We start from the raw sequence: 14,821 nt of genomic DNA on the forward strand, positions 1-14,821 counted from the left end.
ATGGTATGAGCCACCGAGAAAATCAGCGCATTAAAGCCGTGCTTTTTGACATGGACGACACCCTGATTGATTGGTCAGGGTTTGAAGGGGATATTGCAGGGTTGGAAACAAATGGCATACGCAATATGTACTGCTATCTGGTTGATGCAGGCTATTGTCTTATTCCTTTCCCAGAATTTCAATCAGCATTCCGCGAGACGGCCGTTCTCGCCTGGCAAGAGGCCAAAAAAAGTTGGGCGGGGGTCTCCTTTGTCAACGTCCTGCAAACCTTGCTAACCCAATGTGGTGTGGACGTTACTCACATTGAAATGGATTCCGTCTTGCGCGCCTATGGGTGGGGGCCACTGCCCGGCGTGGCTCCTTTTGCAGATACCCTGTCCGTCTTGGCAACGTTGAAAAATCAAAGATACAAAATCGGTCTAATTACCAACGCCATGCAGCCGATGTGGATGCGTGACATCGAGCTACGCGCCTATGGCATTTTGGAATATCTGGATGCCCGGCTCACCTCTGGTGATGTAGGCTTTATGAAACCACACCCTTTTATTTACTGGCAAGCGTTGGAACTGCTGGAGGTGTCGCCAGAAGCGGCCGTTTTTGTGGGGGACCGCCCCGCCAACGATATAGCTGGGGCGAACGATGCTGGACTCACCAGCGTGCTCATCTCCCCGCCCCATCTGAACCGCGATCTCGGAAACGTACGGCCGAATTACACCATATCTACACTCACAGAACTTCTACCCATCCTCACCGAATTGGAAAAACATGATGACTAAACCCGGAAGAAACGACCCTTGCCACTGCGGCAGCGGCCTCAAATACAAAAAATGCCACATGAAGGAAGACCAGGCCGCTGAAAAAGAGCGCAGTCAAGTACAGCACGCCGCCAACTTTATCCGGCGCGACCTGCTCAGCTTTGCCCGCGATGAGCGGTTTGCCGAAGCATTTGCGCTCGGCCTGCCACTTTATTGGAACGATTATTACGATGCTTCCAATGCCGAACAGATGAGCCAGCCGGAAGCACTCCGCTTTTTTGACTGGTTTGTATTTGACAATGCGTTGGAAGACGGCCGTCGCCTCATCGAACTGTACGCTGAAGAGAAAATGGAAGATTTGTCCAGCCATCAGCAGGAAATCGCCGCCGACTGGGTGAATGTAGGCGCGGGTAGCCTATACAAACTCACCGCCTACGAAGGGCAAATGCTGACCCTGCGTGACTACTTCACAGAAGAAGAATTTACCGTGTACGAAGGTGGCGGTCGCGGCAATGTGGAGTTGGAGGATGTTATCATCACCCGGCTGGTTCCCGTAGCCGACCGAATGGAACTTAGCACCACTGCCGCCTATTTGCCTGCGGACGAAATCACTGACATCAAAGAAAAAGTTGAAGCCGCAAAAGAAGCATTCGTAGCCGAACATCCTGACGCCGATCATACAGAGTTTATGCGCAAGCACAGTCATTTACTGGTGCACCACGCCTTGCAAGAAGCTAAAAATCAAGGTCGCCCACCGGTGTCTCGGCTAGATGCCAACAGAACAGATGCCAAAATGCAAAAGATTGCGCGGGGGATGGCGCGTTTCAAACGATGAGCAAGCAATTATTGGTTCGCCCTCAAAAGACACCGCTCAAAGGTGTCATTTCAGTTCCTGGCGATAAGTCAATCAGCCATCGCGCCGTGATGTTGGCATCACTGGCGGAAGGCACCAGCGTCATTCACCGCTGGTTGCCCGCTGGCGACACGCTGGCAACGCTGCAAATTGCCCAGGATTTGGGCGTGAACATTAAAATTGACAAACGCTCAGAAGTTGCCTGGGATTTGACAATCGAGGGGCGTGGTTTGCACGGTTGGGAACCACCCAAAAAGCCGCTGGATTGCCAAAATGCAGGCACCGGAATGCGGCTGCTGGCAGGATTACTGGCTGGCCAATCATTCCCTTCAGTGCTGGACGGCAGTGAGCAGCTGCGTAAACGTCCCATGCGGCGCATTACCGACCCGTTGAGTGCGATGGGTGCCAATATTGTGTCGGAAAACGGCCGTTCCCCCCTCACAATCTCCCCCAGCCAACTCAACGGAATCGAATATCGCATGAATGTCGCCAGCGCGCAGGTGAAGAGCGCGATTCTGCTGGCCGGTTTGTATGCCTCTGGCGAAACTCGCGTTTACCAACCCGGCCCCGCCCGTGACCACACCGAGCGGATGCTGCAAGCGATGGGCGTGCCGGTACGCACAGAAGGCAGTTGGATTACTTTGCCAGAAGCGCCAGAAGGTGGGTGGTGTTTACGGCCGTTAGACCTTACCGTCCCCGCAGATCCATCCTCCGCAGCTTTTCCACTCGTGGCGGCAGCCATTGTGCCGCACTCGGAAATTACGATTGCGGGCGTGGGGCTAAATGAAACGCGCACTGGCATTTTGGACATGCTGCAAGCAATGGGCGCAGAGCTGCGCGTGCACAACGAGCACGTCAGCGGCGGCGAACGGCTGGGCGACCTCACCGTCTCTTTTAGCGAGCTGCACAGCATCGACGTGAATGGCGACACCGTAGTGCGCGGCATTGACGAACTGCCCGTCTGGGCGGTGGCCACCACGCAAGCCGCTGGCGTCAGCCAGGTGAGCGACGCGGCCGAGCTGCGCGTAAAAGAAGTCGATCGCATCTCTGTTTTGGCGGGGGAGCTACGCAAGCTGGGCGTGGAAATGATAGAAAGCCCCGATGGGTTCTCGGTTGAAGGTCCGATACGGCCGTTTGGCAACGAAGTGGATAGCCATGACGACCATCGGCTGGGCATGTCGTTGGCAGTGGCAGGCTTAGTGACCCACGGCCTAACGCTGGTTCACGACGCGGGCTGTATCGCCGACAGTTTCCCCGGTTTTGTGGAGATGATGCAGTCACTGGGTGCCAAAATGGAGTGGATTGAGCAGTAGAAGGGGGCAACAGTTTACAGGTCGGTTACAATTTTTTCATGATGGGTTAAAAACTGCCGTTTACAATCCCCACCAGTTAAAAACCACAGAGAAGTTAAACTTTTTGAAAAAGTTGAACTTCTGAAAAGTACGCACCTAAACTGATTTCATGTTCAAGTCTTTACGCAGCCGACTGCTGGCTTCTTACTCCCTCATCATCCTCGTCACCTTGTTTGTGGTTTCGCTGGCGCTGGTGGCGCTCGGCGCACAGCCGCGTCTACGCTTTCAGCCAGCCTTGCAGCGTCTGGATGTCATCAGCCGAACTAGCCGTAATGATTTGCTCCGATTGCAAGCAAGAGGAGCCAGCCAGGACGATTTTTTACAGGCGCTGCGCGATACAGCCGATTCCGAAAACATCCGTGTACTTATTGCCACCACAGAAGAGGCCAATATTATCTTCGACACCAATCCGTCCCAAAGTCTGCTTGATGTGACCATTCAAGGCGAAGAATTAAACCGAGCATTTTTACCCACGGCAGACCCAAACACCATTGCCGTCCGTTTTGAAGACCCATCCGGCAACCGTTGGCTGCTTTACACACGAGCGATCTCCAATTCTGGTTTTGGGCGGCAAGTAGTGGTGTATGCAGTCCCGGAGCCAGGACCTTTTGCCTTGGTACGCGAACTTGGGTTGGGGGCAGCGTTTGTGCGAGCGGGGCTAGCAGGATTGCTTATCTCGGCACTGCTGGCGTGGCTTATTGCCCGCTCGGTGGCACGGCCGTTACAGCGCATGGCGGGCGCAGCAGAAGCGATTGCCCAGGGAGAGTATGAGCAGCAGCTACCTTTAGAAGGGCCAGAAGAGGTCGTTCGAGTGGCAGAGAGCTTCAACAGCATGTCGGCACAGGTGGCGGCGACGCGGCAGGCACAGCGGGATTTTGTGGCCAATGTTTCTCACGATTTAAAAACGCCCGTCACCTCAATTCAAGGCTGGAGCCAGGCACTGTTTGACGGCACGGCCGTTTCCCCTGAAGATCAATCTCAGGCAGCCAACATCATCTATGGCGAAGCGGAACGGATGGGACGCATGGTGGCACAGCTGCTGGATTTGGCCAAGATTGAGTCGGGGCAGCTCCAGTTGAATCGCTCCCTGTTCAATTTGGCCGATGTGGCCACGGCCGTTCGCCAGAATCTACTCCCCCGCGCCCAGGCACATCACATTCACCTAACCGTGGAGGCCGTAGCCACCCCGCCTATTTGGGGAGATTATGACCGGCTGATGCAGGTCGTCTCTAACCTGGTGGAAAACGGACTGAACCACACGCCATCCGGTGGGCGCGTGCATGTGACGGTACGGCCGTATGGTGACAAAGCCGTCGAGCTAACCGTGCAAGACACCGGCAAGGGGATGCCACCAGAGCAACTAGAGCGTATTTTTGAACGTTTTTACCAGGTGGATAAATCGCGGGTGCGCGAGGGGGGGCGAACCGGATCAGGTTTGGGGCTGTCGATTGTGCAGGAGCTGGTTTTGTTGCATAACGGCCGAATCCAAGCCCGCAGCAAAGAAGGTGAGGGGAGCCTCCTCATTGTCCGGTTACCAACCAAAGCCGATGCAGAACCCTCAACAATTCTCCAAAGAAAATAAAAAAGGGCACTCTGCTGAGTACCCTTTAAAACCGAAGCTATTGTTACAAATTTAGTTCAGCGGGCAACCTTGCTCATTCTGAGCTTCAAACAAATCTTTGGTGGTTTCGTAATCACCACTATCAAAAGCAGCCTGAACCATGCTAATAACATCGGCCGTGCTGTAAAGATAATCTACACCACCGGTGGAAGCGTTCAGCAAAGCAGCCACGGCGTGGCGAGCTAAGGCATTAGCCTGACCACCCTTGGCGGCAGCAGCTTCAGCCAGAGTGCCACCGTAGGATACACCAAAAACAGCGTCAAAGGAGTCAGTAGGGCTGTAACCAACCCAAGAATCAAAGTGATGCTCTTGTTTCCAGTAGCCAGGGGTGCAGCCTTCGCCACCGCCTGGCGGAGGTGGTGGGGTCTCACCATAGTAATGGCTCGGATCACAATCAGAAACTACGTTACCGCGAATGTCTACGCCTTCTACACAGCCAACATTCATATACAAACCAGCTTCGGCAACGCCATAGCCATAGCAGGTGGTGGATTCACCAACGTCTAGATAATCAATCGTACAGATAACTTGAACGCCCTGATCATCAGTGACGGAAATGGTTAAGCCACGGCCAGGGCCAAACCCTGTGTTGGTAACAATATATTCCCAAACAACCTGATCGCCAACCTGTAAAACAGGTGCTTCTTCTGGCGTGTCGGCATCGAAACCATTGGTATGTTTTTCGATGTCAATATCGGTATTGGCGGCAGCGGGGGCAACACTCATCGTGAAAAACGAGAATCCTGCCAACAGCATAACTAAAGCTGCCAAAAAACGGGAACGGGGTAATGCGCGCATGTTGTTTTCCTCCTGCGGTCTTCCGCAAATATGAAATGATAGAAAAATTAGTACTCTGATACTACTTAAGCCTTTGGGATGAATACTACTTAGTCTAGCTTACGGTTTTTGTTACATTTTTATTACAAAGGGAGAAAATGTTTGCAAAAAATGAGGCTACTCAGCAGGAACAAGCCGCAGTCTTTCCAGAAATTCACTGAGAATGATAGCTGTGGCTCCCCAAACCCTATGACCATATACATTGTAATAGGGCACAGTGTAGACGGCGTCTCGCACAGGATGAGGGCCAACTTCGCGGGTGTTGGGGTCTAGTAGATGGGTAATTGGCACTTCTAGAATTTCTGCCACTTCACGTGCTTCTGGGGTAAAAAACGGCCGTTCTCCACCATTCACCCACCCCACAAACGGATGCACTTCAAAATCAGAAGGAGGAATGTATATGCTCGTCAATTCACCCAGAACAGTTACTTTGCGGCTCGGCACTCCAATCTCTTCTTCCGTTTCACGCAAGGCGGCCTGAACGGCCGTTTCGCCAGACTCTTGCCGTCCACCAGGGAATGAAATTTGCCCCGCATGCGCGTTTAAATCGTCTCGACGACGGGTGAGTGCCAGGTAAGTGTTTTGTAGATGGGGGTAAAGCAGCAGCAGCACGCCGCCCACACGCGGGTGGCCAGACAGTTCTGGCGGACGCTGCCGACTGCGGTCGGTAGGCAGCATGTGGTAATGGGCAGCGTGGGCGTCGAAGTTGGGCAGGGAAAGGGCGCGTTGAATAACGGCCGTTGTTAATTCCATTGGCAACGTTCCTGAAGGGAAACTTTATTCGTCTGTGATTTGGCGGAAAGTGTAGCCGACACCCCGTTCCGAAGAAATGTAGCGAAGCCGCGACTTGTCTTGTTTGTCTTCAATCTTGCGACGCAGCCGGTGCATATGCACGTGCAGGCGGTCTTCATAGGCAGGTTCTAGCGGCCATAGGCGGCGCAAGATGAAATCTGTGTTGACCGTATGCCCGGCACTCCGCATGAGGATGTAGAGCAGCTTGGTTTCGGTGGGCGTCAGGCTAACAGGCTTATTATTCACCAATGCTTGCCGTCCAGGAAAGTCAATCACCAACCGCTCATCCACACGGGTAAGCGATTTCAGCTCATAGGCAAAATCCCCCATCCGCTGCAAAACGCGCCGCACCCGCGCGGTCAGCTCGCCAGGGTTAAAGGGTTTGATGATGTAATCCTCGGCATGTTCTTCCAGTCCCTCAACGACGGTAGATTCTTCATTTACGGCCGTTAGCATAATCACTGGCAAATCGCTGAATTGGTGGATGGAGCGACAAAACTCAAAACCACTCATGCCGGGCGGCATGTGGATATCCACAATAGCCAAGTGGGGCAGCCCATATTGGGTTATGGCCGACAACGCTTCTTCGCCAGAACCGGCGGTGACAACATCATAGCCAGATTGCTCCAGCGCGTGGCTGACAATACGCAAATTAAATGGATCGTCATCAACTGCAAGGATTCGGTAGTTGTTGATGTCAGAATCACTCATGGAAAAGCCTCAAAAATATCAGATGAGCAAACCACAGAGAAATCGCTCTCCGGTCTTCAAAATACTTTCTGTGGTTTGCCTGATTATAGAATTGTTTAAGCAATGCAACATGCTTTGCTTAACAATTGTGCCAAATTAGTACCAACGGTTGGGATCGCTTAATCGTCTTCGGGTAAAAACACATACCCTTTGCGCCGCTTGGAAAAAACATAGCGCACGCCGTGCTTTTTGCGCTCAATTTTGCTGCGCAAGCGGTGAACATAGACGCGCAACCGATCTTCATCGGCAAAGTCAGCGTCCGATGGCCAGAGGCGACGGAGCATAAAATCTGTACTCACAATTTTGCCCTGCTGGCGCATAAGGATGTACAGTAGCTTGGTTTCGGTGGGCGTTAAGTTTACTTCTTTGCCTTGAACAACGGCCGTTAACGTGGCAAAATTGACGCTTAAATTCTCATCTACCTCTACAAACTGAGCCAACGGATAAGCAAATTTACCAATAGAATGCAAGACACGGCGTACCCTGGCTAACATTTCTCCAGTTCTTACCGGCTTGGTCATGTAATCTTCCGCAAAACGGTCGATCGCTTCAACAATAGTGCTGTTTTCATCAATAGCCGTTAGCATGATGATGGGCAAGTCTGAAAATTGAAGTACCTTTTCACACAACTCCAACCCATCCATCCCCATTGGCATGTTAATGTCAAAGATTCCTAAATGGGGCAATCCTTCATTCTCCATAATTTCCAACGCCCGCTCGCCGGATTCGGCAGCCATCACCTGGAAACCATGTAAAGTCAGGGTAACACGCACAATCTCCAAAATGGATGGGCTATCATCCACCACCAACACGCGGTACGATTCTGCTGATAAGTCGTTCATACAGTTTGCCTAATCTTCTACTGCAATCGGCCATGATCACAGCTTGAATATCTCAACTTTTTTGCCGATTACACGAAATTTGGTAGAAATGTATTGTAACAAACACAGATTTTTAATTCCAGACGGTTTGCCGTGTCATCATCGTGAATTAATAGGAAAAATCACATATGCTTCTCGTTTATCTGGGAATTGCCTGGTTTTTAGGACTTTGGCTGGGATCAATTGTAACAGTTGATTGGCTAATTTGGCTTACAATAGCGGGTGTCGGAACGGTAACGGCCGTATTCCTGCGCAGAAGCCAATCTGTTCGTTGGGGAGCCATTTGCCTGGCTGCATTGGCATTGGGGGCAATTCGGTATGGAACGGCCGTGCCTACCATCGACCAAAACCATATCGCCTACTACAACGGCACTCGCAACGTCACCATCACTGGGTTGGTGGTAGATGAACCCGACGTGCGCGACCGCTTTGTGAACCTGCGCGTGGCGGTAGATACCATTCAGGTGAGCGGCGGCGCACAGCTACCCATGCAGGGCATAGTGCAGGTGCAAACCTATCGCTTCCCCGTTATCAACTACGGCAGCCGCCTGCGCGTCACTGGCATTCTGGAAACCCCACCCGAAGGCGAAACCTTTAGCTACCGTACTTACCTGGCACGGCAAGGCATCCACAGCCTTATGTCCCTGCCCAACGTCACCGTCATCGCCGAAAACGAAGGTAATTCGCTCTATCAAGCTATTTTTACCTTCAAAAGCCGCGCCCAGACCACCATTGCCCAACTTATTCCTGAACCGCAAGCGGCCTTGCTTACCGGCATTCTACTGGGCAACGACAACGGCCTGCCACCCGACCTGGATGAAGCATTCCGCATCACCGGGATGACACATATTATCGCCATCTCAGGCTTCAACGTAGCAATTTTAGTCGCGATTTTGGTGCGACTGGCCGAGCCATTTTTCTCGCGGCGAGGCGCAGTTATCTTCGCCCTGGTGGGCATCTCGCTATACACCGTGCTGGTTGGAGCCGATGCCTCGGTGGTGCGGGCGGCGTTGATGGGCGGCATTTACCTCATTGCCAACCGCTGGCTGGGACGGCCGAACTTCGCTTTTGCCTCATTATTTCTAGCTGGATTCGGGATGACGTTGGTACGGCCGTTCACGCTGTGGGATGTTGGCTTTCAGCTCAGCTTTGCCGCCACCCTCAGCCTCATGCTCTATGCCGACCCGCTCACCCAATGGACGCGGCGCAAATTGCAGCGATGGTTGGTACGTGACTGGGTAGAAAAAGTGATGGGCGTGCTATCTGAAGCCGTCATTCTCACCATTGCCGCCCAAATCTTGACCCTGCCGCTTATCATCGGTTATTTTGAACAACTTTCAATCATTAGCCCATTGGCCAATGCGCTCATCCTGCCGGTGCAGCCTGCGGTGATGATTTGGGGCGGATTGGCCACGCTGGTGGGTTTGGTGCTGCCCGCTGTAGGACAGCTTCTGGCTTGGGTAGCCTGGCTCTTTTTGGGCTACACCATCTGGATGGTGCGGCTGTTTGCCGCCGTACCCGGGGCAGCCATTCCCCTGGCAGTTTCTCCTGGTGGCGTCATTGCCATTTTTGGGGTGATCGGTGCGCTGACATGGCTGGGCAAACAGCCACTCGAACGACGCAGCCAGATTTTTACGGCCGTTCGCCAAAACATCACACAGCGGCTGGCGGTGGGAGCTACGGGCGTAACGGCCGTCCTCATCCTCAGTTGGGGGCTGACCCAACCAGACGGCCAGCTACATATCGCCTTTTTGAATGTGGGGCAAGGAGATGCCACCTTCATCCAGACCCCCAGCGGACGGCAAATTTTGGTAGATGGCGGCCTGTACCCCAGCATCCTCAACGATCAGCTAGGGCAGCAAATGCCCTTTTGGGACAAGGAAATTGACATCCTCGTCGCCACTCATCCCGACGCAGATCATGTCTCTGGCTTGGTAGGCGTATTCGACCGCTACCATGTGAATACCCTTATCACCAACGGGCAAGGCTTTGGCGAATCCCCCATTTATGATGAGGTATTAGCTGCTGCCGAAAAGCAGCAAACAGTGATTCGCCCTGTTCTGGCTGGCGAGGTCATTGAAATTGGCGATGGCGTGCGGCTGGAAGTGTTACATCCTGGCCCCAAACTCATTACGGAAAATCGCAACGAAAATTCGGTCTCGATGCGGCTGGTGTATGAGGATTTCACATTCTTATTCACAGGGGATGCGGAGCAAGCAGGAGAAGCGGAAATGTTAGCAGCAGAACGGCCGTTGACCGCCCTCGTCTTCAAAGCTGGGCATCATGGCTCAAATTCGTCTAGCAGCCTGCCATTTTTGCACGCTGTCCAACCTCAAATCATTATCGTGTCGGCGGGGGTAGACAATCGCTTTGGACACCCTGCCCCAGAGATGTTGGAACGAGCTCAAAAAGTTGGGGCCATTGTGTTGCGAACCGATGAACTCGGCACTATTACTGTTAACACCGACGGCACGACCATGTGGTGGCAAGCCAATTCCGCACGCCAAGACAGTTAGCCACCATTAACTTCGATTCGCAATTGACAAAAAGGCACTCTGTTTCTGTTGATTCCAAAGTAGGTTTTGTATATACTTAGATTCAATTTGTATACCCGAAGCGGAGAATATAATTATGCCTACAGCAATTGTTTCTAACAAAGGCTGGGTTGTTATCCCCAAAATTTATCGCCAGAAATACAAACTTAAGCCCGGTGATCGCGTTCGCATTGTTGATTATGGCGGTGGCTTATCCGTTGTCCCCCTACCAGAAGACCCGATCACTGCCTTACGAGGATTGTTAGCTCCCGAGCCATCTTTAACGGCCGATCTCCTAGCTGAACGACAAAAAGAAAAATCAATTGAGGAAAGCCGAATTGAATAATCAGTATGTCTTGGACAGTTACGCGCTCCTTGCATTGCTCAATAATGAACCCGGCGCAGCGCGTGTAGAGGCATTGCTCCAGGATGCTAAAAGCGAAAAGGTCAGTCTGAGCATGAGTCTCCTGAACTTGGGGGAATTAGCTTACATCATTGAACGCCGTTGGGGGCAGGAAAAGTTGCGAACCATTTTGGCCTACTTGGAAGAAACCCCCGTGGAAATAATGGCAGCAACAAAGGATCGTGTATTTGCGGCGGCAACATTCAAAGCGCAATATCCCATCGCCTATGCAGATGCCTTTGCCGCTGCACTGGCTGAAGAGCTTTCAGCCACATTGCTCACTGGCGATGCAGAGTTTCAAACAATGAGCAGTCGCATAAAGATTGAATGGTTAAAGAGAGAATGAAAACAAAAAGCCGGATGGTAGCATCCAGCTTTTCTGTTTATTCAGCTATTTGTGTAAAAATGTCTTAGATAAATTGTGTTACGTAAAAAAGTTACGCCTTTTTCAAAGAGCCTTCGGCTTTGCCACCATTCCACATGCTCTCTAGCAAACCGGTAATCGCTTTTTTCTGCTCTTTTACTTCATGCAGTTCCATCAACGTATGCTCTAAGGCTTCTTCACACATCTTAAGATGTGATCGAGCGGATTGAAGTCGGCGGGTGTCGTTTGTCAGCCGCTCATGTAGCATTTTCTCCCGCTTTTCTAACTCAATACGCTTTGCAATTTCATTACCCATAATTGCCCCTTCCTTGCGGTTCGTTTTCAAAGTGCCAGTTGTTTGTGAACGAACCCATGTAACCAACTACTTACTTCTACAACTTTTTTCTGAGACACACTTTTACAATAAAAAGTCACAATGCTGTGCCTGGAGATTCATGTGTGGGGGATCAACAGACACCTTACTGTATAGTATTGCGGTACTGTTGATATTATAGCGTAATCTTAAAGTAGAAGATAGATCATGAGTGTAAAGTAGGTAACAATTTGAGATTTTTCACAACTATTCTACAATCCGCTCACGTTAATTTTACGGCTTTGGCCACATGGCCAAGCGGATATGTATTTGTGTATGAAGAAATTAATCAAATTATTGAAAATAATCTACTGGTTCGGTTTGTTGCTTGGCATGGCAGTTGCCTGTGCCAATGAAAGCGAAGCTACTCCATCTCCAACTTTTACCGCCAACACTGTGGCAGAAACGGCCGTTGCCACCACACCTGCCCCGACAGACACACCTCAACCTACGGCAACCAGCACGCCTATCCCCACCCCGGCCGTGCCGCGCATCGGTGCCTCTGATCAAACGTTGACGGATGAAGCCATGCTGGAAATTGTCAGCGTGGTCTCACCGGAGGATGGCTGGCTAGTGCTGTATGCCATGCGGGATGGTGACTTGGGAGCTGTGTTAGGCTTTACGGCCGTTTCCACCGGACTCAATCAAAATTTAATGCTTACTATTGATCCACAGCTGGCTACCCCCAATTTAGTGGCTCTGCTGCACACGGATGCAGGCGAGGTAGGCGAATTTGAGTTTCCAGATGGCCCCGATGAACCGCTTCTGTGGGAATCAGCCCAAATTGCGACCACGTTTGCCCTTGACTTTCAGCTTTCTAATCCGGTGATCGAGGCCAGCGAACAAGCCATTGGCGAAGATGGCATTTTGCAAATTGATTCCGTTTTGCTGCCCCAAGATGGCTGGTTGGCGATTCATGCGGAAGCAAACGGCCGTTCTGGAGAACCATTGGCCTTTATTCCCTTGACCGCTGGATTACATGAAAATGTTGCCGTCACCATCCCTTGGCGACTAGGTACGCCCACGCTCATCGCCGCACTTTACGCTGATGCAGGGGAGCCGCTCCATTTTGATTACGAGGCCGAAGATGAACCGCTGCTGGCCGAGGGCGAACCAGTTGTGGCGACGTTCAGCGCGACATATCCGCCAGATATTTTTGTGCTGGATCAGCCGCTGGTGGACAGCACATTCGAGGTGGAGCGCGTCATCTCTAACGGCCCTGGCTGGCTGGTGGCTTACTTTGACGACGACGGAGAACCGGGGCTGATCATTGGCTCTGCACCGCTGGCGGATGGGCTAAATGAGCGGGTGATGGTGGAGGTGTTGGAAACGGCCGTTACCCCCATCATTCATTTGCGCCTGCATGAAGATAGTGAGCCAGGGGACGATTTTGATTTTCCGCGCGTCGATCAGCCCATTTTGTATGAAGAACGCTTGCCCAGCACGGTCACGTTTAGCTTAACGCCCGGCAACTATCTCACGATTCACGATCAGCCCTTGCCCGATACCGGCACCGCTTCGGCCGTTTTAACAGTAGATTTGGTGGTGGTGGATGTACCATCCTGGGTGGCAATCGAGGCAGATGATGATGGGGAAAGAGGAGAAGTATTGGGATTTACGGCCGTATCCCCAGGCGTCAATCACGACATTGCCATTTCGATCGACCCCACGCTGGCCACAGAAACGCTTTACGTTACCCTCTACCTCAACGCAGGCGAACCAGACGAATTTGACCCCGACGGAGCCGACGTCCCCCTCCAGCGCAACCGCAGCCCCATTTCGGTGCCGTTTTTCCTCCTGAATGAAGACGAGTGATCAGTAAACGGTAGGTCAGTAATCAGTTAACTGACGACTGATAACTGAAAACTGACTCACTGTTCACGTACCAGCCCAATCATATCCCCCAACACACCAGCGGCCGTCATTTCTACGCCCGCCCCTTTGCCACCGATGAGCAGCGGTTCGTCGTTGTAAAAGCCGGTGCGGAAACTGATGTACTTCATGTTGGCTAGCGGGCTGTTAGCGGGGATTGGTTTGAGGCCAACGGTGCCGCTCCCTTCGCTGAGCTCGGCCACGTAGCGCAGCACCTGGCCATTGGCGCGGGCTTCGGCCACGCGCTCTGCCATCGCGGCATCTAGCTGGCTGGCAGCTTCCAAAAATTGCGGCACGGTGAGTTTGGCTAAATCTGGCGTGTAAAGCGACTCCACTTCGATGTCGCTGGCTTCCAGTGACCATCCGGCCATCCGCCCCAAAATCATCACCTTGCGCATGACGTCCATCCCGCCCAAATCTTCGCGGGGGTCGGGTTCCGTAAACCCTTTCGCTTTGGCTTCGGCGATGGCTTGGGAGAGGGGCACGCCTGCATCTAGCTGGGTGCAAATGAAGCCGAGCGTGCCGCTGAGCTGCCCTTCAATCTGGTAGATGGGATCGTTTACGTCCAGCAAATAACGGAGTGTAGCGATGACGGGCTGGCCGCCGCCAACGGTGGATTCGTGGCGCAGACGGGGATGGTTATAAAAATCACGGGATGTTGCCCAATCGCCAGCTAATGCTTTTTTATTAGCTAAAACGATGCTGTGCCCCTGCGACAACGCTTTGCTCAACGTTGGCTCCAACCCGTTAGCAGCGGTTACGTCTACAAAAATGGCGGAGCCGAGATTGGCCTGGGTCACTTGCTGCAAAATTTCCAGCTCGCTGGGGCGGACGCGGTGATTGGGCTTTTGGGTGCGGTGTACGGGATCAACGGGCAACCCTTGCGTTTTGGCGGCGACGGCTTCCAATAGCTGCGCGTCACTCAGGCCAGCACTGTCCCACAGCATCGTCTTGCTGTCGGTGATGGCCACGATGTTGAACTGGATTTGGTTGCGAGATTTGAGGGTGGAACGGCCGTTCACCACCTGCCGCAACAACGCTGACCCAACCCCACCCACGCCAAACAAAATTACCGGAACTTCTTTCATCACTCTCTTCCCTCATTGTGTGTAGCCTCCCGCAGGTTTGAAAACAGAGTCTCTTCTTGGCTTGAACCTGCGGGAGGTTTAAGGAGGCCAAAAAAAACAAGGACCCTGTCCGAAAACAGGGCCCTTGCGTGCACCGTAGCGCTACTGTGTCTTCAGAGAAGGTAGCGCTACGGTGCGTTTAGATAAATTACTATCCATAAGCACCACCTCCTCATCATAAAGATAGCGTTGCCAGAAATCTAGCAGATCAATAGATTGGAAATGATGGGCGCATTATGGCATACATGATCCCACGTGTCAACCAAGCGCACAAATCGTGAGAAAATGTTTAGGAAACGTGTCCACC

The 14,821-nt window shown here is 52.3% G+C and carries 14 protein-coding genes; 8 read left to right on the plus strand and 6 right to left on the minus strand.

Annotation, left to right across the window (positions count from 1 at the left end):
- Positions 1-5 precede the first annotated feature (5 nt).
- The 4 genes from ACOQPU_RS14330 to ACOQPU_RS14345 all read left to right on the plus strand — a co-directional run bounded on the left by ACOQPU_RS14330 (position 6) and on the right by ACOQPU_RS14345 (position 4,542).
- Positions 6-776: an HAD family hydrolase gene (locus ACOQPU_RS14330; RefSeq protein ID WP_420645779.1), complete on the plus strand. Its 771-nt coding sequence runs from the start codon at positions 6-8 to the stop codon at positions 774-776.
- Positions 766-1,590: a YecA family protein gene (locus tag ACOQPU_RS14335; RefSeq protein WP_420645780.1), complete on the plus strand. Its 825-nt coding sequence runs from the start codon at positions 766-768 to the stop codon at positions 1,588-1,590. Before ACOQPU_RS14330 ends, ACOQPU_RS14335 begins: the two co-directional genes overlap by 11 nt.
- On the plus strand, positions 1,587-2,921 hold the full coding sequence (gene aroA, locus ACOQPU_RS14340) for a 3-phosphoshikimate 1-carboxyvinyltransferase (protein ID WP_420645781.1): 1,335 nt from the start codon (positions 1,587-1,589) through the stop codon (positions 2,919-2,921). Before ACOQPU_RS14335 ends, aroA begins: the two co-directional genes overlap by 4 nt.
- 148 nt (positions 2,922-3,069) lie before the next feature.
- Entirely contained in the window at positions 3,070-4,542 is a 1,473-nt protein-coding gene (locus ACOQPU_RS14345) for a sensor histidine kinase (protein WP_420645782.1), read from the plus strand.
- Between the two features lie 51 nt (positions 4,543-4,593).
- Here the strand turns inward: ACOQPU_RS14345 and ACOQPU_RS14350 are convergent, their stop codons facing one another.
- From ACOQPU_RS14350 to ACOQPU_RS14365, 4 genes are all read right to left on the minus strand, one after another.
- Positions 4,594-5,379 carry a hypothetical protein gene (locus ACOQPU_RS14350; RefSeq protein ID WP_420645783.1) on the minus strand — a complete coding sequence of 262 codons (786 nt, stop codon included), beginning with the start codon at positions 5,377-5,379 and terminating at the stop codon, positions 4,594-4,596.
- Between the two features lie 156 nt (positions 5,380-5,535).
- A complete protein-coding gene (locus tag ACOQPU_RS14355) occupies positions 5,536-6,171 on the minus strand; it encodes an NUDIX hydrolase (RefSeq protein WP_420645784.1) in 636 nt (211 codons plus the stop codon).
- 24 nt (positions 6,172-6,195) lie between these two features.
- Entirely contained in the window at positions 6,196-6,921 is a 726-nt protein-coding gene (locus tag ACOQPU_RS14360; RefSeq protein ID WP_420645785.1) for a response regulator transcription factor, read from the minus strand.
- Between the two features lie 158 nt (positions 6,922-7,079).
- Positions 7,080-7,802, minus strand: coding sequence for a response regulator transcription factor (locus ACOQPU_RS14365; RefSeq protein WP_420645786.1), 723 nt, complete (start codon positions 7,800-7,802; stop codon positions 7,080-7,082).
- A 167-nt stretch (positions 7,803-7,969) separates the two neighbouring features.
- Between ACOQPU_RS14365 and ACOQPU_RS14370 the strand changes: the two genes are divergently transcribed.
- The 3 genes from ACOQPU_RS14370 to ACOQPU_RS14380 all read left to right on the plus strand — a co-directional run bounded on the left by ACOQPU_RS14370 (position 7,970) and on the right by ACOQPU_RS14380 (position 11,124).
- Entirely contained in the window at positions 7,970-10,357 is a 2,388-nt protein-coding gene (locus tag ACOQPU_RS14370) for a DNA internalization-related competence protein ComEC/Rec2 (RefSeq protein WP_420645787.1), read from the plus strand.
- A 115-nt stretch (positions 10,358-10,472) separates the two neighbouring features.
- Positions 10,473-10,721 carry an AbrB/MazE/SpoVT family DNA-binding domain-containing protein gene (locus tag ACOQPU_RS14375; RefSeq protein ID WP_420645788.1) on the plus strand — a complete coding sequence of 83 codons (249 nt, stop codon included), beginning with the start codon at positions 10,473-10,475 and terminating at the stop codon, positions 10,719-10,721.
- Positions 10,714-11,124, plus strand: a complete 411-nt coding sequence (locus tag ACOQPU_RS14380; protein ID WP_420645789.1) for a PIN domain-containing protein — start codon at positions 10,714-10,716, stop codon at positions 11,122-11,124. The genes ACOQPU_RS14375 and ACOQPU_RS14380 overlap by 8 nt, the downstream gene beginning before the upstream one ends.
- A 91-nt stretch (positions 11,125-11,215) precedes the next feature.
- Here the strand turns inward: ACOQPU_RS14380 and ACOQPU_RS14385 are convergent, their stop codons facing one another.
- Positions 11,216-11,458: a hypothetical protein gene (locus tag ACOQPU_RS14385; protein ID WP_420645790.1), complete on the minus strand. Its 243-nt coding sequence runs from the start codon at positions 11,456-11,458 to the stop codon at positions 11,216-11,218.
- A gap of 333 nt (positions 11,459-11,791) precedes the next feature.
- Between ACOQPU_RS14385 and ACOQPU_RS14390 the strand changes: the two genes are divergently transcribed.
- Positions 11,792-13,330 (plus strand): DUF7282 domain-containing protein, encoded by a 1,539-nt coding sequence (locus ACOQPU_RS14390; RefSeq protein WP_420645791.1) that lies wholly within the window; start codon positions 11,792-11,794, stop codon positions 13,328-13,330.
- 56 nt (positions 13,331-13,386) lie between these two features.
- On the opposite strand, the gene ACOQPU_RS14395 is transcribed toward ACOQPU_RS14390, so the two are convergent.
- Positions 13,387-14,475: a hypothetical protein gene (locus ACOQPU_RS14395; RefSeq protein WP_420645841.1), complete on the minus strand. Its 1,089-nt coding sequence runs from the start codon at positions 14,473-14,475 to the stop codon at positions 13,387-13,389.
- Positions 14,476-14,821 lie beyond the last annotated feature (346 nt).

Origin of the sequence: Candidatus Leptofilum sp. (assembly GCF_965223285.1) — a bacterium.
GTDB lineage: Bacteria > Chloroflexota > Anaerolineae > Promineifilales > Promineifilaceae > Leptofilum.

Bases quoted from the DNA above. Each gene is read 5' to 3' on its own strand.
- ACOQPU_RS14330 (WP_420645779.1), top strand. From the start codon at position 6: ATGAGCCACCGAGAAAATCAGCGCATTAAAGCCGTGCTTTTTGACATG.
- ACOQPU_RS14335 (WP_420645780.1), top strand. From the start codon at position 766: ATGATGACTAAACCCGGAAGAAACGACCCTTGCCACTGCGGCAGCGGC.
- aroA (WP_420645781.1), top strand. From the start codon at position 1,587: ATGAGCAAGCAATTATTGGTTCGCCCTCAAAAGACACCGCTCAAAGGT.
- ACOQPU_RS14345 (WP_420645782.1), top strand. From the start codon at position 3,070: ATGTTCAAGTCTTTACGCAGCCGACTGCTGGCTTCTTACTCCCTCATC.
- ACOQPU_RS14350 (WP_420645783.1), bottom strand. From the start codon at position 5,379: ATGCGCGCATTACCCCGTTCCCGTTTTTTGGCAGCTTTAGTTATGCTG.
- ACOQPU_RS14355 (WP_420645784.1), bottom strand. From the start codon at position 6,171: ATGGAATTAACAACGGCCGTTATTCAACGCGCCCTTTCCCTGCCCAAC.
- ACOQPU_RS14360 (WP_420645785.1), bottom strand. From the start codon at position 6,921: ATGAGTGATTCTGACATCAACAACTACCGAATCCTTGCAGTTGATGAC.
- ACOQPU_RS14365 (WP_420645786.1), bottom strand. From the start codon at position 7,802: ATGAACGACTTATCAGCAGAATCGTACCGCGTGTTGGTGGTGGATGAT.
- ACOQPU_RS14370 (WP_420645787.1), top strand. From the start codon at position 7,970: ATGCTTCTCGTTTATCTGGGAATTGCCTGGTTTTTAGGACTTTGGCTG.
- ACOQPU_RS14375 (WP_420645788.1), top strand. From the start codon at position 10,473: ATGCCTACAGCAATTGTTTCTAACAAAGGCTGGGTTGTTATCCCCAAA.
- ACOQPU_RS14385 (WP_420645790.1), bottom strand. From the start codon at position 11,458: ATGGGTAATGAAATTGCAAAGCGTATTGAGTTAGAAAAGCGGGAGAAA.
- ACOQPU_RS14390 (WP_420645791.1), top strand. From the start codon at position 11,792: ATGAAGAAATTAATCAAATTATTGAAAATAATCTACTGGTTCGGTTTG.
- ACOQPU_RS14395 (WP_420645841.1), bottom strand. From the start codon at position 14,475: ATGAAAGAAGTTCCGGTAATTTTGTTTGGCGTGGGTGGGGTTGGGTCA.